A 23878-nucleotide genomic window follows, 5' to 3' on the forward strand; every position below is an offset into this window, starting at 1 on the left:
CTTCTGGGGCATTCCTTCGTCCTCCATCTGGCTCGAAAGCCTACTTCAGGGAGGACCACTTTTCAGGGGGCAGGCCAATAGGCCAGCAGTACGATCTCGTTGGCGTGGATTTCCTCGCGATATTTGCGCGCCAGCTCGTCAGGCGCAATCAGGCCGCTTTGCAGAAGGCGCGTGATGAAGGTGCCGGTGCCGGTGAAGGGGTCGAGGATGTGCACGCCCTCCGACCCGAGGGTCTGGCCGAACTGCGCCTTCAGCACGTCATTCACCGAGTGGATGATGAAATCCACCACCTCGACCGGCGTGTAGACGATGCCGAGGCGCTGGGTCAGGACCGGGAAGGCGCCTTTGAAAAAGCTGTCGTAGAGCTTGTAGATCAGTTCCTGCCGTCCGTTGGCGGTGACCACGTCGGCCGCGCGCCGCTCCACGCTGGCGTAGAACTTTGACAGGCTCTCGGATTCCTTGGCGAGGTTGTGCTCGTGGAGCTGCCCGAGCACCGTCTCCATCGCGCGGGAGACGGGGTTGGCGTTGGTGAACTGGCTACCCTTGAACAGCGCGTCGAAGACGGGGCGCGTGATGAGGTGCTGGGCCAGCATCTCGATCGCCTCTGCCTCGGTGATCTCGGGGTTGAGGTCATCCTGCAGCTCGTCGAGGAAGGCGAGGAAGGTGGTGCGCTCCGGCCCCTCCTGGCCCACGATGGTGGTGATGCGGGTGATGTGGGCCTGCGCGATCTTGGCGATGTCCTTGGCCCAGGTATCCCAGTACTCGCGCGTCCCGCACTTCTGGACGATCTTGGCGATGATGGCGCGGGTGAACTCGTCGAGAGCGAGCTCGCCCTGGGTTTCCGCGTCGCCGGTGTCGCGGCCCTCGGGGCCATCCTGGCCAATGCCGGCGCCGGCCTTCTCCGCCTTGGTCTTCGTGGTGGCGAAGTCGTCCACCACGGCGGTCAGCTCCTTCAGCTCCGTTTCGGAGGAGATGCGGACGAAATCCACCTTGTCGCTGATATCCTCGCCCAGCTCGGCCTGGTTAATGCGTGCGTCGAGGCGCTCGTCATGCGCGCGCAGGGCGTTCAGGATCTGCCAGACGACCTGATAGCGTTCGTTGTCGTTGAGCGCGTCCTCCGGCTGGGTGTCGGGCGGGATGGCGACCGGCAGGATCACGTAGCCCAGCTTCTTGACGCCGCTCGGGTCCCGCCGCATCACGCGCCCCACCGACTGAACCACGTCGATCTGGCTCTTGCGCGGATGCATGAACATGATGGCGTCGAGGGCCGGCACGTCGACGCCCTCGGACAGGACCTTCGCATTGGTGAGGATGCGGCAGGTGTCGTCCCCCGCGTCGCCCTTGAGCCAGTTCAGCATCTCTTCCCGGGCGCTCGCATTGTAGCTGCCGTCGATATGCCGAACCTCGGCGTTGAGATGCGGGGTGTCTTCGATGAGATCGCTGCCGGTGTATTCCTGCACGACCTTGGCGAACTCATCCTCGATGATCCGCGACTTGGCGATGCTCTGGCAGAAGGCCAGCGCACGTTTCATCGGATTCGGATCGGCTTCGAGATCGGCCTTGATATCGCTCTTGGTCAGGGCCTTGTAGCAGCCGACGATCTTGGTCGCGTCATCCAGGGTCAGTTCCGCACCCTGCTTGAGACGGCTCTGGATGGTCTTCGAGATCAGTCCCTCGTCCACGGCCAGCACGACGACCTTGTAATCAGTCAGAAGTCCCCGCTCCACCGCCCAGCCGAACCCACGGTGGAACAGGTCCTTGCCGAATTTCGCCTCATCATCCATCGAGGCCAGCTCGGCGTCATGGTCATCTGCCTTCCGCCGTGCGGCGTCTCCGAAGATCCGCGGGGTCGCGGTCATGTAGAGCCGCTTCTTGGCTGCCAGATATTCGTCACTGTGGACGCGGACGAAATTGCTATCGTCCTCGTCCTTCAGAGTGACGCCAGTGGTGCGGTGTGCCTCGTCGCAGATCACCAGATCGAACTCCGGCAGGCCGTGATCGCGCTGCGCCCGCGTCAGTACGTCGATCGAATGATAGGTCGAGAATACGACCGTCATCCGCTCCACGCTGGCATTCGCCACCTGATGGGCGAGCTTCGAAGCATCGGTGGTTGCCGGAAATGCGAGGTCATGGACGTTCAGATCAAGACTGTCTGCATTGTCTTTGCGTCCAACCCGCTTGTCCGAGCAGGCAGCAAACCCCGTGAAGTCGGTCTGGCTATCTGCCTTCCATTCGCGCACCGTCTGAGACATGAGCGCAAGCGAGGGCACCATGAACAGGACGCGCTTTCCAGGGCCACCCATGGTCTCGGCGATCCGAAGCGCGGTGAAGGTCTTTCCAGTGCCGCAAGCCATGATCAGCTTGCCCCGGTCGTCCTTCTCGAGCCCCTCCAGAACGGCGGCTACGGCCTGCCGCTGATCGTCACGCAGTTCCTTTTTCGGAGCAAGGACCACTTCGCCGGTGTTCAGGAACCGAGACCAATCGATACGACTGGCCTCAAGTTCGTTGATTCCGATCCGGTTCCAGTCTTTGGAGAGCTTGTCGAGTGTCTCCTTAGTGTTTCGACCAAAGTCTTTCTGGGTCGTGTCTGCGATGATGAGGCGTGTGAAAAGCTCGTTGGATGCCGCGGAAATGAAGCTATCAATATCCGGCTTTTGGATCACATGCTCCGGTGCATAGAATTTGCACTGAATAGCCGCGTATCCGCCGCCATCTGTAAGTTCAGCTACGAGATCAATGCCGGTGTCGGCGCCGCTCCAACCTTGCTCGGCGGCCCAATCCACATACCGCATAACCTTGGAATAAAACTGACGCTGTGTATCATCGCGCTCAAGGAACACCCTGACAAGCTTCTCAAAGTAGTCGCCCTTTTCGCGCTCATTGTTGGCGGCGGATCGGTACGATTCTAAAAGATCGAGCAATTTCATAATCAAATACTCTCATTCCGCATCGCTTCGCAGTTTAATAGTACGATCTGCTGGTCCTGCGGCTTCCGCGCCGCCGGATCTGTGTCAAGCCCAAGCCGCCTGAGCGCGTAGTAGAGGAGCGCGCGCCTCACCTTGATCTTCGCCTTGCCGCCCCGCATGCCGTAGTCGAGTGCAATAACCTTCGCCTGCGTCTCCGAGAGTTCTGGATGGGGTCCGACCTCCAGGGTGACCTCGGAATGCCAGTCGCGATCTTCGTCGGCTGACGTTTCGCTCTCCCGCGATCCGCGGATGTCGAGGATCCGTGAGAGCAGGAAGTCCTTGAAGCAGTCATCGGTCAGGCAGAGCGCCCGGGTGTGCCAGCGGAACCCGTCGAACGCGATGGCGTGAGGCGCGATCCAGCGCCAGCGCGGCTCGGGGCTAGACAGGGACTGGTACTTCACCTCGATCGCCTCGGACCGGCGGATGGCGCCGACGACCGAGCGAAGTGTCACCGGCTCAACGCCGCGAACCGGCGTCGGGGCGGATGCGTAGGGTGGCAGGTCAGGGATCCAGCAATCCTCGCGCTCCAGCACGTCGTCGGCAACCAGGCGGAGCTGCGAGAGATAGTGCGCGGCGTCTGGCGGGCGGAATTTGCAGTCGAAGCCCGGGCCACGGACATAGGTGCGCGCGCTCTTGTCGTAGACCATGTTGTCCGGTGCCAGCGCGATGTAGCGGTTCAGGTCCGAGGATGCCTGGTTCACGGAGACGCCGAACTGCTGCATCACATCGATGCGATTGACGTGCCCCTCCCAGAACAGGCGGAACTCGATGAACTCGAGGCGCTGCTCGACCCCCCAGCGTAGTCCGCCCTTGTCCCTGTCCACGTTGCGCTCCCGCCCGGCCCTGCGCGCACGCGAATTGTGCGCGTCCAATTTCTGGGCTTTCTCGAAAGGTAGCCGCGGGGAGCCGCGTAATCAATCGAAAATGGGCGCACTGGCGCGCGATTATCCCAAGGAGTGCCGCAGGTTCTGCGCCACCGCATCTGCTGCGGTCCTCACCGGCTCGGCGGCGAGGTGGGCGTAGCGCGCCGTGGTCTGGACCTGCGTGTGGCCGAGGAGCTTGCCAATCATCGGCAGTCCCTGACCCGAGGCGACGGCGGTCGACGCGAAGGTGTGGCGCAGGTCGTGTATGCGGACGTCCTTCACCCCGGCGCGGGCGCGAACGCGCTGCCAGAAGGGCTGGAGATCGCTCAGGCGCTTGCCCGGCAGGGTGCCGGTGATGACCCACTGGTTCTCGTCGATGCGCTGAGCGTCGCGGAGCAGATCGACGACGGGCTGTCCGAGATGGACGACCTTGGCGCCGGACTTGGAATCCGGCAGGCGCAGGACGCGCTCGGCCAGATCGACATATTCCCATTTCAGCGTCATGATCTCGTTCAGCCGACAGCCAGTCAGGATCAGCAGGCGGGCGGCGAGGATGGCCGACGGCAGTTCGATCCCCTCCGCCTCCATCTCGCGCAGCACCTCGCCGATCCGGCGCAGTTCCGCTGCGCTGAGGAAACGCTCGCGCTTCTCCTCGGGATACTTCCGGATGTGCTTTCGGGGATTGGTGCCGTCCGGACGCAGGCCCCACATCTCGGCGAGGCTGAACATCTTCGAGACCACTTCGAGGCAGCGGTTCGCCTGATAGGGGATGTGGCGGAGGTCGTGATGGAACTTCGCCACGTCCGCCCGCGTGATGCCCGTGACCGTGAGCTGCCCGAGCGCGGGCAGGATGAAGCGCCTCAAGTTCCGGCGATACTCCTTGGCCGTGCTCGCCTTGACGCGGATCGCGATGTGTTCCCTGTCGAAACGCTCCGCCAGTTCCTTCACCGTGATCGCCCTGCGCCCCGCGTCCCGCTCGGCGGCGGGGTCCGCACCATTGCGCGCGGCGGCGACGATGGCGATGGCGCGGTTGCGCGCCTGCTCGCAGGTCAGGACCGTGCTGGGACCGAGGCTGATCCGCCGCGACCGGCGTCCGGCGCGATACTGGACCACGTAGCCCTTGCGCCCGCTCGGTAGAACGCGCAGCCCAAAGCCGGGGATCTCGCTGTCCCAGACGAAGTATTCGGCGGGGCGGGCTTCCGCGGCGTCGACGAGGCGTTTGGTGATCTTGGGCATGGCGGCCTTCGGTGGTTCTTTCGCCGTTTCACAGTGCTGAAGCGCGGGCGACAGTCAACGAACACGTTGAAATCGCGAAGAAAAAGGAAATGCCTCGCGTTTCCGCGCAAGGCGTTTCGGCGCGCTGATGCGGGAAATCGACGAGCTAAGCGAATCAGAACGCAGGTTCCGGCGCCCGCGGACCGCTGATAGGGTCGGGGAAAAGAACTGGCGATCCAATGGCTTCCAAGACCACCCTCAATGCGAAGAACCTCGAAGCGCTGGGCGCCGAGCGCCTGGCGCGATTGCTAATCGAGGTCAGCACCGGCAACGCAGCGGCCAAGCGCAAGCTCCGGCTTGCGCTGGCGGGCGCCCAGAGCCCGAGGGAGGCCGCGCGGGAGATCACCAAACGGCTGACAAGCATCGCCCGCGCCCGCAGCTTCATCACCTGGAAGAACCGCAAGGCGCTGGTCACGGATCTCGAAACCCAGCGGCGCGCCATCGTCGAGCAGATCGCGCCCGCCGATCCGGACGAGGCGCTGGCGCTCATGTGGCGGTTCATGGCGCTCGCCTCGCCGGTGTTCGAGCGCTGCGACGACTCCAGCGGGACCGTCATCGGCATCTTCCACCAGGCCTGTGCCGATCTGGGGCAGCTCGCCGCGAAGGTCCGGCCGGACCCGCAGGCGCTCGCCAGCACTGTTCTCGATGCGCTGCAGGACAACGGCTATGGCCAGTACGACGGCCTGATCGGCATAATCGCGCCGGCGCTCGGCGAAGAGGGGCTAGCGGCCCTGAAATCGATGGCCGAGGACCTCGGTCGCTCGCCAGTGTCGGTGCCGCCGAAAGACCAATGGACGGCGGTGGGCTGGGGCCCGGGTGGCACCACCTACGAGCACGAGATGCGGGCGCGTGAGCGCACGAGCACGGTCGCCATGGCTCTCAAGGACATCGCGGACGCGCAGGGCGACGTCGACGGCTTCATAAGCCAGTACGATCCCAAGACCCGCAAGGTGCCGCAGATCGCGGCGGAGATCGCGCAGCGTCTGCTCGCGGCTGACAGGGCAGGCGAGGCGCTGGGGTTCCTCGAGCGCGCGGAGCTCGGCGACGGGTTGCGGGTTCCGCTGGCGTGGCAGGACATTCGCCTGCAGACGCTGGAGGCGCTGGGTCGCGGCGAGGAGGCGCAGACGTTCCGGTGGGACTGCTTCGAGCGCACGCTCTCCGACGGCTACCTCCGGGCCTATCTCAAGCGGCTTCCCGATTTCGACGATATCGAGGCCGAAGAGCGGGCGATGGCGCACGCCCTAGCTTATCCAAGCCTTCTCCATGCCCTGCAGTTTTTCCTTGACTGGCCGGCGCTGGATCGCGCCGCAGACCTCCTCGTGGCCCGGCATGACGAGATCGACGGGGATCACTACGAGTATCTCGCCCCCGCGGCGGAGGCCCTGTCAGCGCGTCATCCGCTGGCCGCGACGCTGGTGCTCCGCGCGATGATCGACTTCACGCTCATCAGATCCCGGGCGAAGCGGTATCGCTATGCCGCCGAGCACCTGGTCTCCTGCGCCCGGCTCGCGCGGGACATCCCGGACTTCGGTGCGTTCGAGACGCATGACGTTTATTCGGCGCGACTGAAGGAGCAGCACGGGCGGAAATATGGTTTCTGGTCGAGCGTTGATGAAAGGTGACTTTAATTGCCTGCCGGAATTGGGGTGCCGTGCGTGGCAGCCGCTGCGTCGGCATAGGGCGGTGGGCGTAACGGGTGCGGAAAGCAGCCGGACGGAGCCTGCGGCACCCGAGGTCACAACGTCAATCTGGGCACCTTTGAGGTGCCGCGCGAGGCCGGCTATCTGCTGCGAGCCGAGATTTCACCGTCCAGCCGGGTCGATGTCGAGGCCGCAGGCGTCACGCCGAGAGCCAACAGCGCCGAATGGGACTTTCGTATGATTGGCGGGCTGATCGCCGCATAGGTGCTCGGCTTCGGCCTGGGGGTTGTTGGGCGGAAGCGGAACCGGCAGGCTGGCTAGGGCATGGGCTGCGCGGATGACAACATTATGCCGGCCAGGAACGACAGCGCCTGCTGCACCAAGCGGACCACATATGGGGAGATTGACACCATGAAACAGATCGCAAGCAGGCTTTGCTGGATGGCACTCGCGGGCGGGTTGGTTGGTGCGCCCGCGATCGCCGCGGCGCAGGAAAATGGCGCGACGATGATGGTTCTCGACGGGTCGGGCAGCATGTGGGGCCAGATCGACGGCACCGCCAAGATCGAGATCGCGCGCGGCGCGATCGGGCGGATGCTGGCGGACTGGCCCGAGGATCGGGCGCTCGGCCTGATGGCATACGGGCATCGGCGCGAGGGAGATTGTGACGACATCGAGACGATTCTGAGCCCGGGTCCACTTGATCGCACCGCGGTCGAGACCGCGCTCGAAGACGTCACGCCGCGTGGCAAGACGCCGGTGGGCGCATCGGTCCGCGCTGCCGCCGGTTTGGTCGGGCAGAACGGGTCCGTCGTTGTCGTGACCGACGGACTGGAGAATTGCGGCGCCGATCTTTGTGCGCTGGGTGAGGAACTGGCGGAAGCCGGCGCAGGCTTTACCGCGCATGTCATCGGCTTCGACGTCGACGACGCGGGCGGACAGTTGGCCTGCCTCGCCGAGGCGACGGGCGGGCGCTACATCCCCGCCTCCGATGCTGCGTCCCTGACCGGCGCGCTTCAGCAGGTCAGCGCGCCCGAACCCGCGCCGACGGGGCCGCTTCACGTCGACGAGTTCGACCGCGCCGAACTTGGCCCCGACTGGACGGTCGACAACCCTGATCCTTCCGGCTTCATTGTCGACAAAGGCGCGCTGGTGACGATGACCGTCGAACCCGGCTACATGGGCGATGCCGCGGACCAGCCGAATGTGTTCCGCTGGACGGGCGCCGGTTTTCCCGACGGTGATTGGGACCTGAGCGCCGATTTTACCGCCCGAATGGGCCAGGTCCAGTCGCTGGGCGGCCGGCGCGCCATCGTCCAGGTCGGACGCCATGCTGATGTCGACAACACAATCTCGGTTTATGTATACCGGCAGGGCAATTCCAACGACGACTTGTGGCTGCGGCTGCGGGCCATGTCCGGCGGCACTGAAAGCCGCGCTGAGGTCGAGATCGCCGGAGATGTGCGCGGCTACGACCTGGCGCAGATCCTGCGTGATTTCGAGGACAAGGGCGCCCGTCTGACCATCTCGAAGCGCGGGCGCGACTACGTCGGCCGGCTGACGATGAACGGCTGGACCATGCAGGAGGGTGGCCCCGAGGTGATCGAGACCGATCCGATCCAGGTCCTGCGCACGACCGGTGATCCGGCGCTTTTCGCCGGAACGCTGGGGTCGGAACAGACCGTCGCCGAATTCGACCGGATCGAGATCTTGGAGGTGCAATGATGCCCCGTCTACGACCATGGCTCTCTCACTCGTCCTTGGCGGGCGTGCTTCTCGCGGCTGCTCCGGCCGCCTCGATGGCCCAGGTGCTGACAATGGAGGCCGTCTCCACCGAGGCCGGCGAAGGACAGCGCATCGAGCTTCGGCTGATACTCGACCAACCGGCAGAGTTCCCGTTCATGGCCCAGATCCAGCTGACCGGCGTGGACGCCACCGGTGGCGTGGACTTCGCGCCGCCCGTGATCCCGGTCACGTTTCTCGAAAACGAGGTGCGAAAGCGCGCGGTCGTCAATATCATCGACGATCCCGTCGACGAGCCATACCGCGAAACCTTCATCGCCTCGGTGGACAGCGTGATGCCGCTCGAGCCCGGAACCGTGCTGAGCGTCATCAACGGCGCGGCCGCGATCCCGCTCACAGTGATCGACGACGACAACGAGTTCTCGGTATCTGCCCAGCCGGGACCCGAGGGGGGCGCGGCGATTCTGACGATCAGGCAAGAGTACGACAGCGAAACCGACGAGGTGGTTATCGTCAGCCCCGGCGCCGGCAGCGCCACACCCGGCCTCGATTTCGAGCCATGGCACAAGGTCGCCCGCTTCCCGCCGGGAACGACCGAGGCGTCGCTGGCCATCGGCCTGATGGCCGACGACGTGCCCGAGCAAACCGAGACCTTTCCGATTGAGCTAATGCATATGGGCTCCGGCACGGCGACGTTCGAGCCTTCGCAGGTCACCGGCACGATCATCGACGAGACGGAGCGCGCGATTCCTGTCCGTATCGAGTACACGGAAGGGACTGTGCAGATGACGTATTCGGGGCAGGCGTTCACACAGCCCTTCCAGCATCCTGCCATGCAGGGCACGCTGACCCGCCATCTGGGCGGCACGCGCATGACATTGAGCCAGGCCAGCGGCACGGATCTGGAACTTCGCCGTTACTGCGCGGAAGATACCGATTTCACCGGCATCGCCGAAGGTATACCGGGTCTTTCAGCCGGGGATATCGGCGCTGGCAACCGCACCGGGTGGCGCGGCGAGTTCGTCGTCGACGGGATCGAATTCGACTACGCAATGTTCGAACGGTCCGATGGCAGCTATTCCGGCTACGGCCGGCAGCGCGGCGATGTCGACGGCGCAAGCATTCTGACCCGGCATGGCTACCGCGTGATCCCGCTGGTCGAGGAAGAGCCCGAGGTCCCGCGCCTGCCGACTGAATCGCCCGAAGCGCAATTGCCGCCAGAGGCGGTCACCGACGCCGTTGCGCGGCAGGTCGCCGCCGATCTGGGCATGAGCGCCGAAGCTGTCCGTCCCTACCTGTCAACCAGCCTCGGCCCCGACATGACCAGCGGCGACGGCGACAGCGCCCGCACCGTCGAGGTAGAGATCTGGCTTGACGCCGACGGTCGTCCCCTCCCTGCAGACCGGGCGGCGCCCGGCCCGTGCGATCCGGGCTATGGTGAGGCGCGCGCGGCCACTACCCGCCTGCGCTACCGCATCGGCACCGCCGGCGAGGCGATCATAGGCCAGGCCGTCACGCAGGACACCTCGACCGGTCGGCTCGAAGAGGCTTACATGGAGGACTTCGGAAACGCGTCGAACAATCTCGATACGGCGGTCGAGCGCGCGCATGGCGGTCTTTCGCCTGCTCTGAGAGCGCCGAAATGACGGTCTGGTTTCCGGAGAAAGGGAAGCCGCCCGTCCTTGACCCGAGCGCCGACTTACAAGGAGAGCTTTTCAACACAATCCACCATGCTTCTCGGACATTCGTCCAGACTGCAGCGGACGACCGATTCCGCCCCGTTTGACGATGGCGCAAAGAGGATAAGGCTTCATCACAACCGGCATCAAGGGGCTGGCCTCGGTCCCTGGTTGCGCCGGGCCCGAGCTACCGCTTTAGGGGAAGCCTTGCCTAGTACTGATCGGCTTGAAGGACCGGGCGTGAGCAAAGGCGGTGATGATTTCATGCTACCGGAACATCCACATTTGCCCTGTGGAAGCACAGTGGAAGCAAGAGGGAGAGGTTGATGGCGGTTTCTTGCGAAATCTGGCGTAGGGACGATGCGTGGCATGGGGCTGCAAGCGACGGGAAACACGAAGTATAGCGCGGTTCCGAGTGATTGTTCATGGTTCGTTCGAAACGACTCATAACCTGAAGGTCGTAGGTTCAAATCCTACCCCCGCAACCAGCTTCATTTGCATGAGGTCGTCCGGCGAAAGCCCGGCGGCCTTTTTGCTTGTCTGGCAGAGGCTTAGAATGCCGGCAAGATCACCCTCGATATCCATGACGAAGCCGCTGGCCTCCTCGGAAGAGGGGTGTAGTACGATCCGGTCGATCAGGCCGCGCAGAATCTCCACCGCTTCATGCTGCGCGTTTTGATCGGCGAGTGACTCACGCAGTCGCATCACGCCCTGGCGGTAGCGCTCCCCCATCGAAGGATGCAGCAACGGCTTTTCCTCCTTGGGCTCGGCCTCCAACCGCTTCTCGATCTCGGCGCGTTCGGCTTCCAGCGCGATCATGCGATCCTTCACGCGCTCGGCAGGCACGCCGTCGCAGATGGCATCGATCATCCGGTCAAGCTCCCGGATGACCTTCTGGAGCCGCGCCTCATCCTTCGCGCGGTTGCCACTCTCGGCCGTGCGCAGTGCATTCATGTGCCGGGTGTATTCTTCGCAGAACACCGCCAGAAGCTTGTCATCCATTAGCCGATGCTGAAGGCCGTTGAGCACCGAACCTTCGAGGACATCGCGGCGGATCGTGCGCTTGTTCTCGCAGGTGCCTTTGTTGCGCGCGCTGGCGCAGCCGAAATGTTGCTGACTGATCTTTACGAACGTGCTGCCGCAGCACCCGCATTTGATCAGGCCGGAAAGCAGGAAGCGCGGGCGGCGCCGATCCCAGAACCCTTCAGCTTTGGATTTGTCATGCTTGCCGAGCGCCGTGGCGTCCTGCCGCGCTTTTACCCTCTGCCATAGATCATCATCGATGATCCGCAGATGCGGCACGTCCTGCACGATCCACTGATCGGCCGGATTGAGACGCGACAGACGCTTGCCGGTCTCGGGGTCCTTGACGTAGCGCAGGCGGTTCCAGACCAGCCGCCCAATATAGAGCTCATTGTTCAGGATGCCGGTGCCGCGATCCTTGTTGCCGTGGATCGTGGACGGCCCCCAAGTCTTGCCGGTCGGCCCTGGCACATGCTCGCCATTCAGCGTCTTCGCGATCACACGCGGGGACGTGCCCGCAGCATACTCGTTGAAGATGCGGCGCACGATATCGGCCTGATCTTCGTTGATCTTGCGATCCCCGCGTTCAGGCTCGCCCGCCGCGTTGACCTTGCGGACAACATCATATCCGTAGGAATTGCCGCCGCCGGACTTGCCTGCCTCGACACGACCGCGCAGACCGCGCCGTGTCTTATCCGACAGGTCCTTGAGAAAGAGCGCGTTCATTGTGCCCTTCAGGCCGATATGCAGCTCGCTGATTGCGCCTTCGCTAAGTGTGATGATCTGGACGCCTGCAAAGCTCAGCCGCTTGTAGACACCGGCGATATCTTCCTGATCGCGGGAAATTCGGTCCAGCGCCTCGGCGATCACCACCTGAAACTTGCCCGCCATGGCATCCTGCAAGAGCTGCTGGATGCCGGGACGCATCAGGCTCGCGCCGGATATGCCGTGATCGGCATAGTGCTGCGTCACCGCCATGCCCTCGCGGGCCGCGCGCTCGGCGCACAGCCTGATCTGATCCTCGACCGAAGAGGCTGATTGCATGTCGGTCGAATAGCGGGCGTATATGACGGCTGGAATCATGGCGGCGCTCATGAGGATGAGCCCTTCGGTCGCGAAGAGGTTTGGGTTTTGCTTGCCTCATAATCCTCGGCGGCCGCCATTTTGGCAATAGCCCTGACGAGCGCACATAGCGCCTCGTCAACCGCCACCGGCTCTACGGGTTGCGCTATCTTCGTGCTTTTCTCCCGCTTTAGGGCCATGGCCGTTAATGTCCCGCGCGTAGCTTGCGATCCGTCTCACGCTATTAGTTAGGTTCATGGCCGTCATTTTTCGTGGACACGGATTGGACACCGCAACGGAACACACGTGCCGACCGGCCTGTGCGGCCGGCCGGTGACCGCGCTAGGGGCGCGGTGTAGGAATTGTGCGGATCGCGATCTCGCGTCTGACATTTTGCAGGTTTGCGGCATGCGCGAAGTGCTCGTGAGAGCCTAGCTCGCAACTTGCCAGCTGCGCTTGTGCCTGGCGGAACAGGACATGAAGTTCCGCGAGGGTTTGCTGCGCCAGTGCGGCGCGGGTGAATATCTCAGTCATAACGGCGACTCCTTCTCTGTTCGAGAGCCCCGACCATCGAGGCCTTTCGCCGTCCCCCGTCATCATCATCGGCCACAGAAGGCCCTCATGGACGGGTGGAGAACAGAGAATGGAAAAGGTGCCGGAGGGATATTCACTCGCCGAAATGGCAGGTTCAGTAAACCCGAACTGCGTGCAATGTTCAGATCAAGCGCTCGCTCTTATCTGCCGCCCACAGCGCGTTTCGCGGGCGCAGCAAAGATAAAATGCCCGAAAAAATTAACAGAACGTTAAAGGCCATAACGGTAAAATAGGAATAACAAAATAACGGAACCGCCATGAGCAGAAAGAAGAACAACAGCAATGAAAAACCCGGCCTGACGATCGATTACTCCAAGATAGGTGTCATGACCATTGAGGAGTTCAAGCAGGCCCTCTGGACTGACATCCAGATTCTCAAGGACGAACACAACGTGAAATACATCACCAAGCCAAAGCTAAAGCTTGGTTTGACTGATGCGTTTGGAGAATACACCCCACTACGGGGGCGGTATGACGGCAAGCCAATTTATCGGCTTCATACGCAATACAACCGGCCGGCGTGCTGGGATTATGATTTGAGTTGAAGCTACAGGAAAGAATAGATGAAGCTCCCTAGCTATATTGGAATGGATGAAGCCCGATCGTTGCTCGCGGAGATGGGGGTCGAACTCAGTGACAGGCAGATAAAGCGCGCCGCCGAAACCGATGTATATGGCCGCCGCAAGCTGCCATTCTTTGTTGATCCGATTGATGGAAGGCTCAAGATTGAAAAGGGCACGCTTGTGAACATCTATCGCGAAGCGCAAATAGATGCTGAAAATAATCTTAGAGAGTGATACATTCAGGAGTTTTTCGATAATTTATTGAGCAGTAATGAGTGATATTAGAAAAAGGACTGGAAAAAGGGGCGTTACCTATCAGGTCAGATACGCAAGCAGAGCAGCAAAGACCGGATACGCATACAAAACGTTCGACACGCTGAAGGAAGCCCGTGCGTTCCTTGAAAGCGGCGACGCCTTCAAGGCGGGCGCAACCCCAAACCGGCACCTCAGTGTCGAGGAGGGTGTGCGAACATGGCTTGATGTTTGTGAAAAGGAGGGGCGGGGTGGCCGCGATCCCGTAACGCCATATACGCTGAAGACGTACCGCTACCGCGCCGGCATCATCAACGACTATGAGTGGCCCAAACCACTGAGCGAGCTCAGCGCGCCCGATGTAGTCGAGTTTCGTTCCTGGCTGCTGCGGAACCATAGCCGAGATCAGGCGCGCAAGGTCCTTTCCTACTTTCATTCCATGGTGCTCGAACTTGTCAACCGCGGTTTCCTGCAACATGATTTTGCTGCCGGTGTACGGGTTGCAGCCACGTCACGTTATGATGAGCCGGTGACGATCCCGTCAGAGAGCGACATCCATGCCTTGCTGCGGGCGGCGGACCGCCTTGCCAACTCGAAAAATCTTCAGATCGCCAGAACGTGGGAACGTTACCGTCCGATGCTCTATCTTGCGGTCGATAGCGGTATGCGGCCGCAGGAATATCTCGTCATTGCCAGGTCCAGTTTCAATGAACGTGGTGTCATGGTCGAGCGGGCGCTTGATGCCGGTGGCCAGAAGATTTCTACGACCAAAACGGCATCCGGGCGCCGGTTCGTCGATCTCAGCCCGGAAACGCTCGACATGGTCAGGCATTACGCGCAAAACGACGCCGCGCCGAACGATTTCGATCTCGCCTTTCCGACCTCAAATGGACGCTGGCTGAGCAGCAATAATTGGCGCCGCAGAGGATTTCAGGCGGCCTGCATCGAAGCAGGTCTCGTCACTATCGATCACAGCGAAGGCGACTCCGTCGAAGTGCCGAAATATAAGCCATACGACTTGAGACATTTCTATGCATCCATGCTTATCGAAAACCGCGTCAATCTGAAGCGCATTCAAAAACTGATGGGACACTCCGACATCCAAACGACCCTGAACATCTACGGGCACGTTGTTGAGCGTGTCGAATGGGAGCAAGACGAGCAAACCCGTCTTATATCCTCGATAACGAGCAAGAAGACTTGTGGCGAATTTGTGGCGAGTGACCTCTAAGCCTCGGCACGGCTGCATTTTTAAAGGCATCATAATCCTTGTGTCGGGGGTTCAAGTCCCTCCTCCGCTACCATAATTAAATCAATGACTTAGCGGCGTATTCTGTAAAGAAACCACTAGATTTCCTCAATTTTTGCCACAAATAGCGCCCCGCCGTAACCCGCATGAATCCGCCATTCTCTTTTTCGGTCTCTTTCGGCTTGTGGCAAGTTTGTGGCAAATTCTGAAGCGCTCGTGATCCGTTTTCGGCGGTCAGCGCACGACGTTCACGCGGACAGCTATGGTCATCATCTGGGCCCCTGCCGGTTCCATTCTGGTTATTTGCCACAACGCGCCACAATTTCGCGCGCGGTCTATCCTGTTTCCAGCGGGCTTAGGATGCGCGGGGCGGGGGTGCACTTGATCGCGGTGTGCCATCGGGAGAATTGTCCTGCCGGACGGTGATCCCGTTCGGTGAACAATGCCTGGTTGCCGATGCTCGGTAACGTTCCGGCACGGTCATGTCGCCTTCCGTAAAGGCGTTCCTCAAGTTTCAGACGCATCATTGGCCGAGCGCGCCGTCCGGTCAACGACCTGCCCGCACCATCCGTATCCGCCTTCGGCTCCACCGGACCGTGTTGGCCGTACACGCGCCTGAAGGCGCGATGACCAGCCGTCTTATGCGCCCGTCCTTCCGTGACGCGTCTTGAGGAAACGCCAAACGGAAGGAGAAAGACATGACCAGCAAGACCGAAACGAACCGCGCAGACATCTACACCCGCATCACCAACCAGATCGTCACCGCCCTGGAGCAGGGCATCAAACCCTGGACACAGCCCTGGAACGCCGCGCATGCCGCCGGGCCCGTCTCCCGCCCGCTGCGCCACAACGGACAGCCCTATAGCGGCATCAATATCCTGACGCTCTGGGCTTCATCAGTGGAACGGCACTTCGGCGCCCCGATCTGGATGACCTTCAAGCAGGCCCGCGAACTCGGCGGCCATGTCCGGAAAGGTGAAAAGGGCTCGCCCGTCGTCTATGCCAACACGCTCACGCGCACCGAAACCGATGAAAAGACCGGCGAGGAGATCGATCAGATGATCCCCTTCATGAAGGGCTACACGGTCTTCAATATCGAGCAAATCGAGGGGCTTCCGGCGCATTACTACGCGCCCGCCAAGTCACAGCTAAATCCCGATCAGCGGATCGAGGCCGCGGATGCGTTTTTCGCCGATACCGGCGCCGATATCCGCCACGGCGGCAGCAGTGCCTACTACTGCCCGCCTGAGGACTACGTCCAGATGCCCGTCTTTGAAAGCTTCCGCGACGCCGAAAGCTACTACGCCACGCTCGCACATGAATGCACTCACTGGACGCGGCACAAGAGCCGCCTCGATCGTGACTTCGGGCGCAAGCGTTTCGGTGACGAAGGCTACGCCCGCGAAGAGCTCGTGGCCGAGCTTGGGGCTGCGTTCCTCTGCGCCGATCTCGGGCTCACCCTCGAAGATCGCGAAGACCACGCCGCCTATATCGGCAGCTGGCTCAAAGTCCTGAAGGACGACAAGCGCGCCATATTCACAGCCGCCGCATACGCGCAGCGCGCCACCGATTTCCTCCACGGCTTGCAGCCTGTGGTCGAAGACGTCGACGAGGCCGCCGCATAGGCGGCCTCTCTTCCATCAACCGAACCGATACAATGAAAGGATCGAACCATGACCAAATTCATCATCTCACGCGGCGAATACATCGTGCACAACATTATCATCGAGGCCGACGACGAGAATGCCGCCGAAGAGGCTGCGAAAAGCATTCCGCTCAATGATGAACGCTGGCGTGACTGCGGCCCGGCCGGCGACGATGTCTTTTACCAGTGCGAACGCGAGCATTGTCGCCAAGACTGAAAGGTCGGGGTCGCCCTTGGAGGCGACCCCGATACACTAGAGAAAAACCGCGCACAGGCCTCGCAAAATACGAGCCCAAAAACCGCGGCCTTTTGCGCAAGATCCCGACTGCCGTTTTACTCTCCGGCGCGTCTGGGGAGCCTTTGGTTGAGATTGGCCGTTTGATTTCCGCGCCCACGCCGGGTCGAAAAACTGCCGATTCCCGCTCCGTGCCGGGATCGCGCTTGATGGCACTACACACACCGGCTTTGGCGCAGGTTGCGGCGGCGTCACAGGCGCTTGGCCTGCCTGTCTCAGGGAATTCCCCAGAGCACCATACACGCCGGAAGCGTAGCCGTGATTTAGCCCGTCGTAAAAGTCCCTTAGTTTGTCGTCATATGCCATTCTTGGCCTCCTTTTCCGGTAGGTATCCCTCGTCATTCACTCGTCCGAAAAGACCACGCTCGCGTGAACGTTGAAGTCGTGTTTCGCGTAGATCGCGTAAGCTTGGCGTCGCGAAATCCCGAAGAATTCCCGTGCAAACCAGGCGAAGAATCGTTCATCCATCATCCCGGTCGCAAAGGGGATGTTCCGCCCGAAGCTCTTCAGCGGCGGGACCAGGTCGCGGGCCTTTTCGATGAGTTCGGTCGTGCGATCGTCAAACAGCGAGGGCACGATAAGGTCTTCAAGAACGAGGTAGCCCGCATATGCCGTCTGAAGCGATGCGACCTGTTCCGGCGCGATGTCGAAGACCAGCATTTCCGCCTCGCTGGTCAGAGCGAGGGCATTGGTTTCGCCGATCTTCACCCATGCACCGGTGATGTAGTCGTCACGTTCGGCATATCGCTCGACTTCCCGTGCCAATCTCAGGCGCAACTCTTTGATTTCTTGCTCCGTCATGATCCGGACCCTCCCGAGAGCATCATTTCCAGCTTTGCCTTGAGAAGCAGGGCGCGGCGTTCCTCGCCCTTGACCACAGCCAGCCGGGTCAGGTCGCCGCTGTGCTGGAGCAGCACCTCGTGCGCTCCTGATACGCGGCGTCCAACGAGCACGGCGTCGATCCCGGAAACATCGATTTGCTTAGGCGTCCCGAGGCGACCGCGCTGGACGGCCATGGTGTTGCCGTCGCAGGTCACGAGCAGGAACGGCCGGTCGAAAGCGAAGCGCCAGATATGCCAGGCGAAACCGGTGACCAATATCATGGCGGGAAGGACGGCGAGGCCGTTTGCCCAGCCCCGCAGGTCTGGCAGGGGCATCCCCGGTCGCCAGTCCTTCACGAGATCGAGCAGTGGCGCAACGGCAGCCGGAAGACCCCGAATGATCGCCGCCATAAGGTCTCCGATATCCTTGATTTCTGGCTCTCGCGGGCCGTAATAGAAAGCGGGTGCGGCAATGATCACTACAAGCATGACGAAAAGCGCACTATAGCCGATCCAGCGTCCGGACTCGGGGTTAGGGTAGTCGCCCCGCAGACGGACGATGTCGCCCTCACGGTGGATTCGCGGATGCCCAAGTATTGCGGCACCAAAGTTCTTAAGGAATGTCATCTTCTTACTCCTTCTTGGCGGGCCGGCCGCGTTTACGCGGCGGGCGATCGATGGCCACGTTGAGACCGTGCTCTTTGGCCAGCATCCTGATCTTCGCCATCGCCTCGCGTTTGCGCTCGGCATCACGCAGCGTCAGTTGATTGCTCGCGACCTTGATCACGAGCCGCAGCTCCTCGTCGCTGGCCTGGGTGAGATCGCGCTCGATATCATCCGGCGTCCTGCGCGGGGCGCGCTGCCCGGTTATTGTTTCGTCATGTTCCATCATGGTCTTTCCGTTCAGGGTTTGGGTTTCAGGAGGCGCAGCGGCGCATTGTCCAGCGTGATCTGCAGCGCGCGCGGTGGCGCTGTCATTTCGATGGTCTCAAGCGTGCCGATCGTCCCTTCGTTGCCGCAGGAGGGCGCGCAGCGAAAATAGAAGCCGCTGCGCCGCCGTTTGGAGCGCCCATCACAGACGAAGGCGCCGCAGCGGCCGCATTTGGTGAACTGGAGCTCTCCGCAATGCGGGCAGACCACTGCGTCCAGCGCGAAATGCCGGATGTCGTACTGCGTCGTCGGAGCAGAACTGGCGGCACCTTGGTTGATCTGCGGCTCCGGCTTGCGCACAGATTCCAACGCGTAGCACGGCTTGCCGCGCTGGCGGATAAATACCGCCTCGAACGGCGTGTCTGTCCTGGCGCAGCGGCAGGCAAGATATTGGCGGTCCGCACGCGCGTCGTCGAAGGCGCGCAGCCGCGATTTTGCGCGCCGGATCGCGCCGCCTGTTGCCGTCAAGTCTGGCAGTCTGAACTTCATTATCGTTCTCCTAGCTCCATCCAAAATGTTCACTGATGCGGTCACGGGCGCTCAGGATCGCCATGGTGTCCGCCGCAGTGCCGCCCTGGTCGGGATGCGCGCGCTTGATGGCGCGGTGATAGGCGCGCTTGAGATCATCTGGCGTGAACCCGTTCTCGGGCAGGCCGAGCAGGGCACAGGCTTCGGCGATTCCGGATGATCCCGCCGCTGTGTCCGGTCCGGCTCGATTATCACCATCGCCGTCGCCGTGCGCGTCGCTGCTGCGGGCTTCGAGCGCGATGAACCAGATGAGCAGCGCGAGCCGCCCGGCGCCCGTCAATGCGAACGCGAAGACGCTTCCGAGCCCGATCGCCGCCGCTGGCAGGATTGCTAGAAAGGCGGCAAAGAACAGCTTCGCGAAAACGCCGAGCAGCTGGCACAGCCCGGCGATCATGATCGGTAGCAGCCGCAGCCCGATCAGAAAGGCAAACAGCGCCAGATGCGGCAGCCAACCCTCGTCAATCACCCAGGGTGGCAGAAGGTCGATGATCCAGCGTTCAAAGGACATGACTGGCAAACTCCCAAAGACGGAACAGGCCATAGCCAAGGCCGGCCAGGTAGATCAGGGCTGCAGCCGGATGCGGCGCGAGCAAAAAGGCCGCGCTATAGAGCGCCTTTCCCCAGAGCCGCCTTGCCAGCGCCCCAAAGGCAGGCGGCCTGCGGCCCGATTGATACGGGTTGCGGTTGAACCGCCCTCGTAGCGACGCGCGCTCCCAGTAGCGCGTCTTACGCAGGATCGCCGGCTTGAGATTGCGGATGAAGGCGATCTGCTTGTCACCGTCGAAGTGCAGGATTTCATCGACGGTCAGAAGCGGGCGCCGTGTCTCCGACGTCGAAGCCTTACCTTCGGCATTGACCGACCGGCTTTCCGCAGTGCGTTCGCCGACGAGCCGGTGGATATACTCCGCCGTCTCCAGATCGGCGGCGCCGAGAAACTGCCGCAGACCGCAATTTGCAATGAATCCCTGCCATTCCTGACCGTAGAGCGCCTTGACCTGCCCGATATTCTGAAAGATGGGCCAGAGCACGACGCGGTATTTGCGCAGCGTCGCGAGCCAGTTCGGAAACCGTGATATCTTCCGCAGCGCTGCCGCTTCGTCGATGACGAATAGCACCTTCTCGCGGGCGAGCGGGGCGCGCTGCATAGTCCAGATCGCGCAGCCCATAGCCAGGCGCGGAATGGCGGCATGGGTTTCGCTGTATTCCAGAGGCAGAACAACGACGATGATACAGCCCTTCACGGGCCGGCCGTTTCGGTCCGTTCCCTTGAGGGCCGTGAAATCTACATCGCTGCGCTTCAGGTTCTGCCGTACGATCGGGTCGGCGAGCCAACGCAAATCCTGCTGGATCGTGGACATGATGGCCGAGAACTCTTCGGGCGCTTGTTCTTCGCGACGCTCCATGGCGTTGGCCTCGGCCGCCACGAGTCCGTCGGCGGCCGGGTTGGCCTGCATCTCTTTGAGCAGCTTGCCCCAGCCCTCAGCTGATAGATTCACCATCTCATAGAGCGTTCCGAGATGGTGCTGATCCTTCGGCCGTGCCGTACGGGTATGAATGTTCAGCGCTTGCTTGAAGGTCTGGCCGCTATCCTTGAAGAACTGCGAGGAGCCTGCTTCACGGCCGCTACGCGGCGTGAGCATCTCCGCCAGGAGCTCGGCATGCGCGGGAAATTGCGGGTCCTTGGGATCGAGAATATCCATCGGGTTGAAGCCGTGCCGCGGCAGCGCCCACGGCTTTTCCGGATGCATCCCGAACGGATTGATAACGGTGACCTTGTAGCCTTTGGCACGCCATTCCCTGATCGCGATCGCCGCGTTCTCGCCGCCCGGGTCGTTGATGAATACAAAGCGGGCATCCAGAATGGCCGGCAGAATTGCCGCCGTTCCCTTGCCGCTGCCGGACGGGCCGAAGGTGATCGCGTGCGTGTCCTCGTAATAGACCGGTAGATCGGCGAACGACCAATCGCCGACGATCATGCCTTTCCGGCGGAACAAGCCATGTTGGAGGGCGCTCCACAGGGATAAACGGGACGCGGACCCGTAGGTTGTCGCATCCTGTTTGAAACGACAGCGCAAGGCGACATATCCCGTCGCACCCACCGCCGCTGATCCCAAAACAATCCCGAGCATCCCGGTTTCTCATCCTTTCTCTCAAGGATGAATTTGGGGACCGGCCAGTCTGAAGACGACGACACGGGTTGGACACGGTGGTTGTGGAAGGGCGCGCCCGGCATGAGCCGGACCGGGCTCTAGGCGCTTACGCGCTGCAAGCCTGTTGTCTTGGCCTGAAGGTAACGATCCCTCGCGCGGGGATTAGCCACTGTTACGTTCAAGCAATTTCTTGCAGAATAACATTTATTTATGTCATAAAGGCTGACTTATTTTAACGGTCTGGAGACATTGATGGCAAAGATATTTGACGACATAAAGCGACTAGAAGAGATGCAAGAAAGACTGGATCGGCATTTTAACAAATCCGCACAATATTCTGGTGATAAAGCCGCCAAAATTGCAGCTGGGTATGCCGCTGTTACCGAGAGCATTCACGCGCTAAAAGAAAGTGATGCATTTTTCAACGAAACAATTCGCCAACTTGAAAAGACAGGAACAGAAGAATCCCGCCTGGAGGCTATTCGTATGCGCAGAGAACGTCGCGCGATGAGACCAAAATGCGATCTCGGCGGTGGGCGCGAGCGGACATTCGAGTAGCTCGTCCAGGAAACTTCATAAACCCAATCAGCCTCGTATCCATGCGCCTTTGCCGTCTTGCATCTAAGGACGGCTGCCGTTTAGCGCCAAAAGCCGCGTGCCGACCTTTTCCCTCTGTAATGCCACAAGCGCGGGATCGCCGCGCTCGTACTCATCCGGGATATGCAGCGTGACGATCCGGTTGTCCGGCGGGCGTTGCTTGAACTTCTTGCGGATACGTTCACGGTGGTGGGCTTCCATCGCGAAGATCATGTCGGCCGAGGCCACCAACTCCTTCGACAATGGGCGCGGCGCTTCTGAATCTGTCCCTGCCGAGATGACTTCAATTCCGGGCGTGTCGCGGAAGACATCTTCTGCGGTCGGACTCCTCAACTTGTTGGCGGTGCAGACGAACAGGATGCGCATGGCGGCATATTAGCAGAGCATCGGCGTTTGTGCAGGTTTCGCGTGCCGCAGGCGACCTGTCGGCGGCGGTCACGTTCACAGGCGCAAATCCGCACCGGCAGATTGTCCTTCCGAAATTTCGGAAAAACAGGCGCATGGCGTTTTGATCCGCGATCGGATGGCGTTCCAACATCTTCGTCTCCCGCCTTTCTGCAAGGGCAACCCGCATTGCCAGACCGTGCGCGAAGCTAGCGCAAGACGCGGGGCTCAGCGCTGCAACTTGCTTTGTCGGCTCCCCCATCCGCCTTCGCCAAGGCTTCGGCGCGACGGTCCCCCAACAATGCGTTGCAGCCGCCCCGGCGCATGCGCCGGACGCGTCGGCATCGGTTGGCATGGGGCCAGCCCGCAACGAAAAGGAGACTGAAAATGACTGACGCAACGCAAACCCAACCGCAGGACAAGCCGTCCGGCACTCGCCCGAAATTCCGGGCCTGGCTGGTACAGGACACGCCGGAAGGCGAGCCCCACTGGACCGAACTGTCGGGCCTCTGGCCGACAAAATCCGGCAAGGGCTTCAAAGGCAACCTGCGCACACCGATCGCCGCGACCGAGGGCCGTCTGGTGATCCTGCCGGCTACGTTTAACCCGCACAGCGAGGAGAAGTCCGATGAAACTGATCCCCGCTAACGAATACCGGAAACTCATCGAGCAAGGCCGCGCGACTGCCGCGGCCTTCGCCGAAGGGCAGGAGCCGCCCGATCACAAACCTGTCGTGAAGCTGTTCACGCCCGATGCGAACTGCACCTGGCTGATCGCCGAACTCGATCCGGACGAACCGGACATCGCCTTCGGGCTATGTGATCTCGGACTCGGTTGCGCCGAACTCGGCAGCGTGCGGATTTCCGAAATCGAGAGCGTCCGCGGCGCCTTCGGGCTTCCGGCAGAACGCGACAGGTCCTTCAGGGCCGACCGAAGCCTTGGCGCCTATGCCGCCGTCGCCCGTGAGAACGGGAGGATCGTCACATGAGCACGCATATCACAAGCGATCACGTCAGCGCCTTCGAGGCGCTGACATCCGGCGAATACAGCAATTTCGCGCTGCTGTCCTGCCATGTGAACGGCGCGCCCGCCGCGGCCATCGTGGCCGTGACCGAAGACGCCGGCGAATACCGGATCACGCCGCTATTCGTGAGCGTCACGCCCGATATGGCGCTGACCGACCATGACGGCGTCCCGGCGGAAGGTGCATCATGACGCGCGTCACCGAAACCTACCGTATCGACTGGGAGGGCATCGCCCTCTCGGTCCGTTGGACGCCGCAATGGCTCGGTATCGATCTCGACGGTCATCAGGTCGCGCATCTCGAACTCGTCAGCGACGAGCGCGTGCCGTTGCCGATGACCGAGACCGGCTATCGCTCGCACTTCACGAGCCGCGAAGCCGTCGAGACCGAAGGCGGCCCCGTCGCCTACGCCCGCAAGTGGCTGGACGTGGAGTCTCTGTCAGACGCGTGGAAAGCCCGCGAGGCCGCGGCCCGGCAATTGAACCTGTTCTAATTGTTCGCCGCAGATGACCGCCGCCGACGAGTTGCCGGCCTTGGCGGCGGAGTGGCGGTTTGTTACCGTTCGCTAAAGCAAGCGTCCGGAGCTGCTGCAACA

Annotated in this window: 25 protein-coding genes; 13 read left to right on the forward strand and 12 right to left on the reverse strand. The window is 61.8% G+C overall.

Annotated features, from left to right (window positions below; genetic code table 11):
• Positions 1-62: 62 nt before the first annotated feature.
• The 3 genes from AB6A69_RS15835 to AB6A69_RS15845 form a co-directional block, all read right to left on the reverse strand.
• Positions 63-2927: a DEAD/DEAH box helicase family protein gene (locus AB6A69_RS15835; RefSeq protein ID WP_371061502.1), complete on the reverse strand. Its 2865-nt coding sequence runs from the start codon at positions 2925-2927 to the stop codon at positions 63-65.
• 2 nt (positions 2928-2929) lie between these two features.
• Positions 2930-3790, reverse strand: a complete 861-nt coding sequence (locus AB6A69_RS15840; RefSeq protein WP_371061503.1) for a WYL domain-containing protein — start codon at positions 3788-3790, stop codon at positions 2930-2932.
• A 120-nt stretch (positions 3791-3910) separates the two neighbouring features.
• Positions 3911-5065, reverse strand: a complete 1155-nt coding sequence (locus tag AB6A69_RS15845; RefSeq protein WP_371061504.1) for a tyrosine-type recombinase/integrase — start codon at positions 5063-5065, stop codon at positions 3911-3913.
• A gap of 218 nt (positions 5066-5283) precedes the next feature.
• On the opposite strand from AB6A69_RS15845, the gene AB6A69_RS15850 reads away from it, so the two are divergent.
• The 3 genes from AB6A69_RS15850 to AB6A69_RS15860 all read left to right on the forward strand — a co-directional run bounded on the left by AB6A69_RS15850 (position 5284) and on the right by AB6A69_RS15860 (position 10133).
• Positions 5284-6726: a DUF6880 family protein gene (locus tag AB6A69_RS15850; RefSeq protein WP_371061505.1), complete on the forward strand. Its 1443-nt coding sequence runs from the start codon at positions 5284-5286 to the stop codon at positions 6724-6726.
• A 429-nt stretch (positions 6727-7155) separates the two neighbouring features.
• Positions 7156-8469: a VWA domain-containing protein gene (locus AB6A69_RS15855; protein WP_371061506.1), complete on the forward strand. Its 1314-nt coding sequence runs from the start codon at positions 7156-7158 to the stop codon at positions 8467-8469.
• A 74-nt stretch (positions 8470-8543) separates the two neighbouring features.
• Entirely contained in the window at positions 8544-10133 is a 1590-nt protein-coding gene (locus AB6A69_RS15860) for a Calx-beta domain-containing protein (protein WP_371061507.1), read from the forward strand.
• A gap of 477 nt (positions 10134-10610) precedes the next feature.
• Here the strand turns inward: AB6A69_RS15860 and AB6A69_RS15865 are convergent, their stop codons facing one another.
• Both AB6A69_RS15865 and AB6A69_RS15870 read right to left on the reverse strand, forming a co-directional pair.
• On the reverse strand, positions 10611-12284 hold the full coding sequence (locus tag AB6A69_RS15865; protein ID WP_371061508.1) for a recombinase family protein: 1674 nt from the start codon (positions 12282-12284) through the stop codon (positions 10611-10613).
• 309 nt (positions 12285-12593) lie between these two features.
• The gene (locus tag AB6A69_RS15870) at positions 12594-12785 is read right to left on the reverse strand and encodes a hypothetical protein (protein ID WP_371061509.1); all 192 of its coding nucleotides are present in this window, start codon (positions 12783-12785) and stop codon (positions 12594-12596) included.
• 317 nt (positions 12786-13102) lie between these two features.
• On the opposite strand from AB6A69_RS15870, the gene AB6A69_RS15875 reads away from it, so the two are divergent.
• From AB6A69_RS15875 to AB6A69_RS15895, 5 genes are all read left to right on the forward strand, one after another.
• Positions 13103-13390 (forward strand): hypothetical protein, encoded by a 288-nt coding sequence (locus AB6A69_RS15875; RefSeq protein WP_371061510.1) that lies wholly within the window; start codon positions 13103-13105, stop codon positions 13388-13390.
• A gap of 18 nt (positions 13391-13408) precedes the next feature.
• Positions 13409-13642 carry a hypothetical protein gene (locus tag AB6A69_RS15880; protein WP_371061511.1) on the forward strand — a complete coding sequence of 78 codons (234 nt, stop codon included), beginning with the start codon at positions 13409-13411 and terminating at the stop codon, positions 13640-13642.
• Positions 13643-13679: 37 nt separating this feature from the next.
• Positions 13680-14891 (forward strand): tyrosine-type recombinase/integrase, encoded by a 1212-nt coding sequence (locus AB6A69_RS15885; RefSeq protein ID WP_371061512.1) that lies wholly within the window; start codon positions 13680-13682, stop codon positions 14889-14891.
• 716 nt (positions 14892-15607) lie between these two features.
• Positions 15608-16534 carry an ArdC family protein gene (locus AB6A69_RS15890; RefSeq protein ID WP_371061513.1) on the forward strand — a complete coding sequence of 309 codons (927 nt, stop codon included), beginning with the start codon at positions 15608-15610 and terminating at the stop codon, positions 16532-16534.
• Between the two features lie 48 nt (positions 16535-16582).
• Positions 16583-16771, forward strand: a complete 189-nt coding sequence (locus AB6A69_RS15895) for a hypothetical protein (protein ID WP_371061514.1) — start codon at positions 16583-16585, stop codon at positions 16769-16771.
• A 420-nt stretch (positions 16772-17191) separates the two neighbouring features.
• Here the strand turns inward: AB6A69_RS15895 and AB6A69_RS15900 are convergent, their stop codons facing one another.
• Genes AB6A69_RS15900 through AB6A69_RS15925 form a run of 6 tightly spaced genes read right to left on the reverse strand, consistent with a single transcriptional unit; the run spans position 17192 to position 21104 of the window.
• Entirely contained in the window at positions 17192-17650 is a 459-nt protein-coding gene (locus tag AB6A69_RS15900) for a hypothetical protein (protein ID WP_371061515.1), read from the reverse strand.
• A complete protein-coding gene (locus AB6A69_RS15905; RefSeq protein WP_371061516.1) occupies positions 17647-18297 on the reverse strand; it encodes a hypothetical protein in 651 nt (216 codons plus the stop codon). The genes AB6A69_RS15900 and AB6A69_RS15905 overlap by 4 nt, the downstream gene beginning before the upstream one ends.
• Positions 18298-18301: 4 nt before the next feature.
• Positions 18302-18562, reverse strand: a complete 261-nt coding sequence (locus tag AB6A69_RS15910) for a hypothetical protein (RefSeq protein WP_371061517.1) — start codon at positions 18560-18562, stop codon at positions 18302-18304.
• Positions 18563-18573: 11 nt separating this feature from the next.
• Positions 18574-19089, reverse strand: coding sequence for a hypothetical protein (locus tag AB6A69_RS15915; protein ID WP_371061518.1), 516 nt, complete (start codon positions 19087-19089; stop codon positions 18574-18576).
• A gap of 10 nt (positions 19090-19099) precedes the next feature.
• On the reverse strand, positions 19100-19636 hold the full coding sequence (locus AB6A69_RS15920; protein ID WP_371061519.1) for a hypothetical protein: 537 nt from the start codon (positions 19634-19636) through the stop codon (positions 19100-19102).
• Positions 19626-21104, reverse strand: a complete 1479-nt coding sequence (locus AB6A69_RS15925) for a type IV secretory system conjugative DNA transfer family protein (protein ID WP_371061520.1) — start codon at positions 21102-21104, stop codon at positions 19626-19628. Before AB6A69_RS15925 ends, AB6A69_RS15920 begins: the two co-directional genes overlap by 11 nt.
• Positions 21105-21530: 426 nt before the next feature.
• On the opposite strand from AB6A69_RS15925, the gene AB6A69_RS15930 reads away from it, so the two are divergent.
• On the forward strand, positions 21531-21836 hold the full coding sequence (locus tag AB6A69_RS15930) for a hypothetical protein (RefSeq protein WP_371061521.1): 306 nt from the start codon (positions 21531-21533) through the stop codon (positions 21834-21836).
• Between the two features lie 63 nt (positions 21837-21899).
• On the opposite strand, the gene AB6A69_RS15935 is transcribed toward AB6A69_RS15930, so the two are convergent.
• Positions 21900-22241 (reverse strand): hypothetical protein, encoded by a 342-nt coding sequence (locus AB6A69_RS15935; RefSeq protein ID WP_371061522.1) that lies wholly within the window; start codon positions 22239-22241, stop codon positions 21900-21902.
• Between the two features lie 405 nt (positions 22242-22646).
• Between AB6A69_RS15935 and AB6A69_RS15940 the strand changes: the two genes are divergently transcribed.
• Genes AB6A69_RS15940 through AB6A69_RS15955 form a run of 4 tightly spaced genes read left to right on the forward strand, consistent with a single transcriptional unit; the run spans position 22647 to position 23776 of the window.
• Positions 22647-22907: a hypothetical protein gene (locus AB6A69_RS15940; RefSeq protein WP_371061523.1), complete on the forward strand. Its 261-nt coding sequence runs from the start codon at positions 22647-22649 to the stop codon at positions 22905-22907.
• Positions 22888-23247: a DUF2958 domain-containing protein gene (locus tag AB6A69_RS15945; RefSeq protein WP_371061524.1), complete on the forward strand. Its 360-nt coding sequence runs from the start codon at positions 22888-22890 to the stop codon at positions 23245-23247. The genes AB6A69_RS15940 and AB6A69_RS15945 overlap by 20 nt, the downstream gene beginning before the upstream one ends.
• Positions 23244-23474, forward strand: a complete 231-nt coding sequence (locus AB6A69_RS15950; RefSeq protein ID WP_371061525.1) for a hypothetical protein — start codon at positions 23244-23246, stop codon at positions 23472-23474. The genes AB6A69_RS15945 and AB6A69_RS15950 overlap by 4 nt, the downstream gene beginning before the upstream one ends.
• Positions 23471-23776, forward strand: coding sequence for a hypothetical protein (locus tag AB6A69_RS15955; protein WP_371061526.1), 306 nt, complete (start codon positions 23471-23473; stop codon positions 23774-23776). The genes AB6A69_RS15950 and AB6A69_RS15955 overlap by 4 nt, the downstream gene beginning before the upstream one ends.
• Positions 23777-23878 lie beyond the last annotated feature (102 nt).

Origin of the sequence: Rhodosalinus sp. 5P4 (genome assembly GCF_041365695.1) — a bacterium.
Classification (GTDB): Bacteria; Pseudomonadota; Alphaproteobacteria; order Rhodobacterales; family Rhodobacteraceae; genus Rhodosalinus.

Excerpts from the sequence above, each read along its gene's own strand:
- AB6A69_RS15875 (WP_371061510.1), top strand. The coding sequence starts at position 13,103 with ATGAGCAGAAAGAAGAACAACAGCAATGAAAAACCCGGCCTGACGATC.
- AB6A69_RS15945 (WP_371061524.1), top strand. The coding sequence starts at position 22,888 with ATGAAACTGATCCCCGCTAACGAATACCGGAAACTCATCGAGCAAGGC.
- AB6A69_RS15895 (WP_371061514.1), top strand. The coding sequence starts at position 16,583 with ATGACCAAATTCATCATCTCACGCGGCGAATACATCGTGCACAACATT.
- AB6A69_RS15860 (WP_371061507.1), top strand. The coding sequence starts at position 8,544 with ATGGCCCAGGTGCTGACAATGGAGGCCGTCTCCACCGAGGCCGGCGAA.
- AB6A69_RS15835 (WP_371061502.1), bottom strand. The coding sequence starts at position 2,927 with ATGAAATTGCTCGATCTTTTAGAATCGTACCGATCCGCCGCCAACAAT.
- AB6A69_RS15865 (WP_371061508.1), bottom strand. The coding sequence starts at position 12,284 with ATGAGCGCCGCCATGATTCCAGCCGTCATATACGCCCGCTATTCGACC.
- AB6A69_RS15905 (WP_371061516.1), bottom strand. The coding sequence starts at position 18,297 with ATGACATTCCTTAAGAACTTTGGTGCCGCAATACTTGGGCATCCGCGA.
- AB6A69_RS15885 (WP_371061512.1), top strand. The coding sequence starts at position 13,680 with ATGAGTGATATTAGAAAAAGGACTGGAAAAAGGGGCGTTACCTATCAG.
- AB6A69_RS15940 (WP_371061523.1), top strand. The coding sequence starts at position 22,647 with ATGACTGACGCAACGCAAACCCAACCGCAGGACAAGCCGTCCGGCACT.
- AB6A69_RS15850 (WP_371061505.1), top strand. The coding sequence starts at position 5,284 with ATGGCTTCCAAGACCACCCTCAATGCGAAGAACCTCGAAGCGCTGGGC.
- AB6A69_RS15920 (WP_371061519.1), bottom strand. The coding sequence starts at position 19,636 with ATGTCCTTTGAACGCTGGATCATCGACCTTCTGCCACCCTGGGTGATT.
- AB6A69_RS15915 (WP_371061518.1), bottom strand. The coding sequence starts at position 19,089 with ATGAAGTTCAGACTGCCAGACTTGACGGCAACAGGCGGCGCGATCCGG.
- AB6A69_RS15930 (WP_371061521.1), top strand. The coding sequence starts at position 21,531 with ATGGCAAAGATATTTGACGACATAAAGCGACTAGAAGAGATGCAAGAA.
- AB6A69_RS15870 (WP_371061509.1), bottom strand. The coding sequence starts at position 12,785 with ATGACTGAGATATTCACCCGCGCCGCACTGGCGCAGCAAACCCTCGCG.
- AB6A69_RS15890 (WP_371061513.1), top strand. The coding sequence starts at position 15,608 with ATGACCAGCAAGACCGAAACGAACCGCGCAGACATCTACACCCGCATC.
- AB6A69_RS15855 (WP_371061506.1), top strand. The coding sequence starts at position 7,156 with ATGAAACAGATCGCAAGCAGGCTTTGCTGGATGGCACTCGCGGGCGGG.
- AB6A69_RS15925 (WP_371061520.1), bottom strand. The coding sequence starts at position 21,104 with ATGATCGTCGGCGATTGGTCGTTCGCCGATCTACCGGTCTATTACGAG.
- AB6A69_RS15950 (WP_371061525.1), top strand. The coding sequence starts at position 23,244 with ATGAGCACGCATATCACAAGCGATCACGTCAGCGCCTTCGAGGCGCTG.
- AB6A69_RS15900 (WP_371061515.1), bottom strand. The coding sequence starts at position 17,650 with ATGACGGAGCAAGAAATCAAAGAGTTGCGCCTGAGATTGGCACGGGAA.
- AB6A69_RS15910 (WP_371061517.1), bottom strand. The coding sequence starts at position 18,562 with ATGATGGAACATGACGAAACAATAACCGGGCAGCGCGCCCCGCGCAGG.
- AB6A69_RS15845 (WP_371061504.1), bottom strand. The coding sequence starts at position 5,065 with ATGCCCAAGATCACCAAACGCCTCGTCGACGCCGCGGAAGCCCGCCCC.
- AB6A69_RS15880 (WP_371061511.1), top strand. The coding sequence starts at position 13,409 with ATGAAGCTCCCTAGCTATATTGGAATGGATGAAGCCCGATCGTTGCTC.
- AB6A69_RS15955 (WP_371061526.1), top strand. The coding sequence starts at position 23,471 with ATGACGCGCGTCACCGAAACCTACCGTATCGACTGGGAGGGCATCGCC.
- AB6A69_RS15935 (WP_371061522.1), bottom strand. The coding sequence starts at position 22,241 with ATGCGCATCCTGTTCGTCTGCACCGCCAACAAGTTGAGGAGTCCGACC.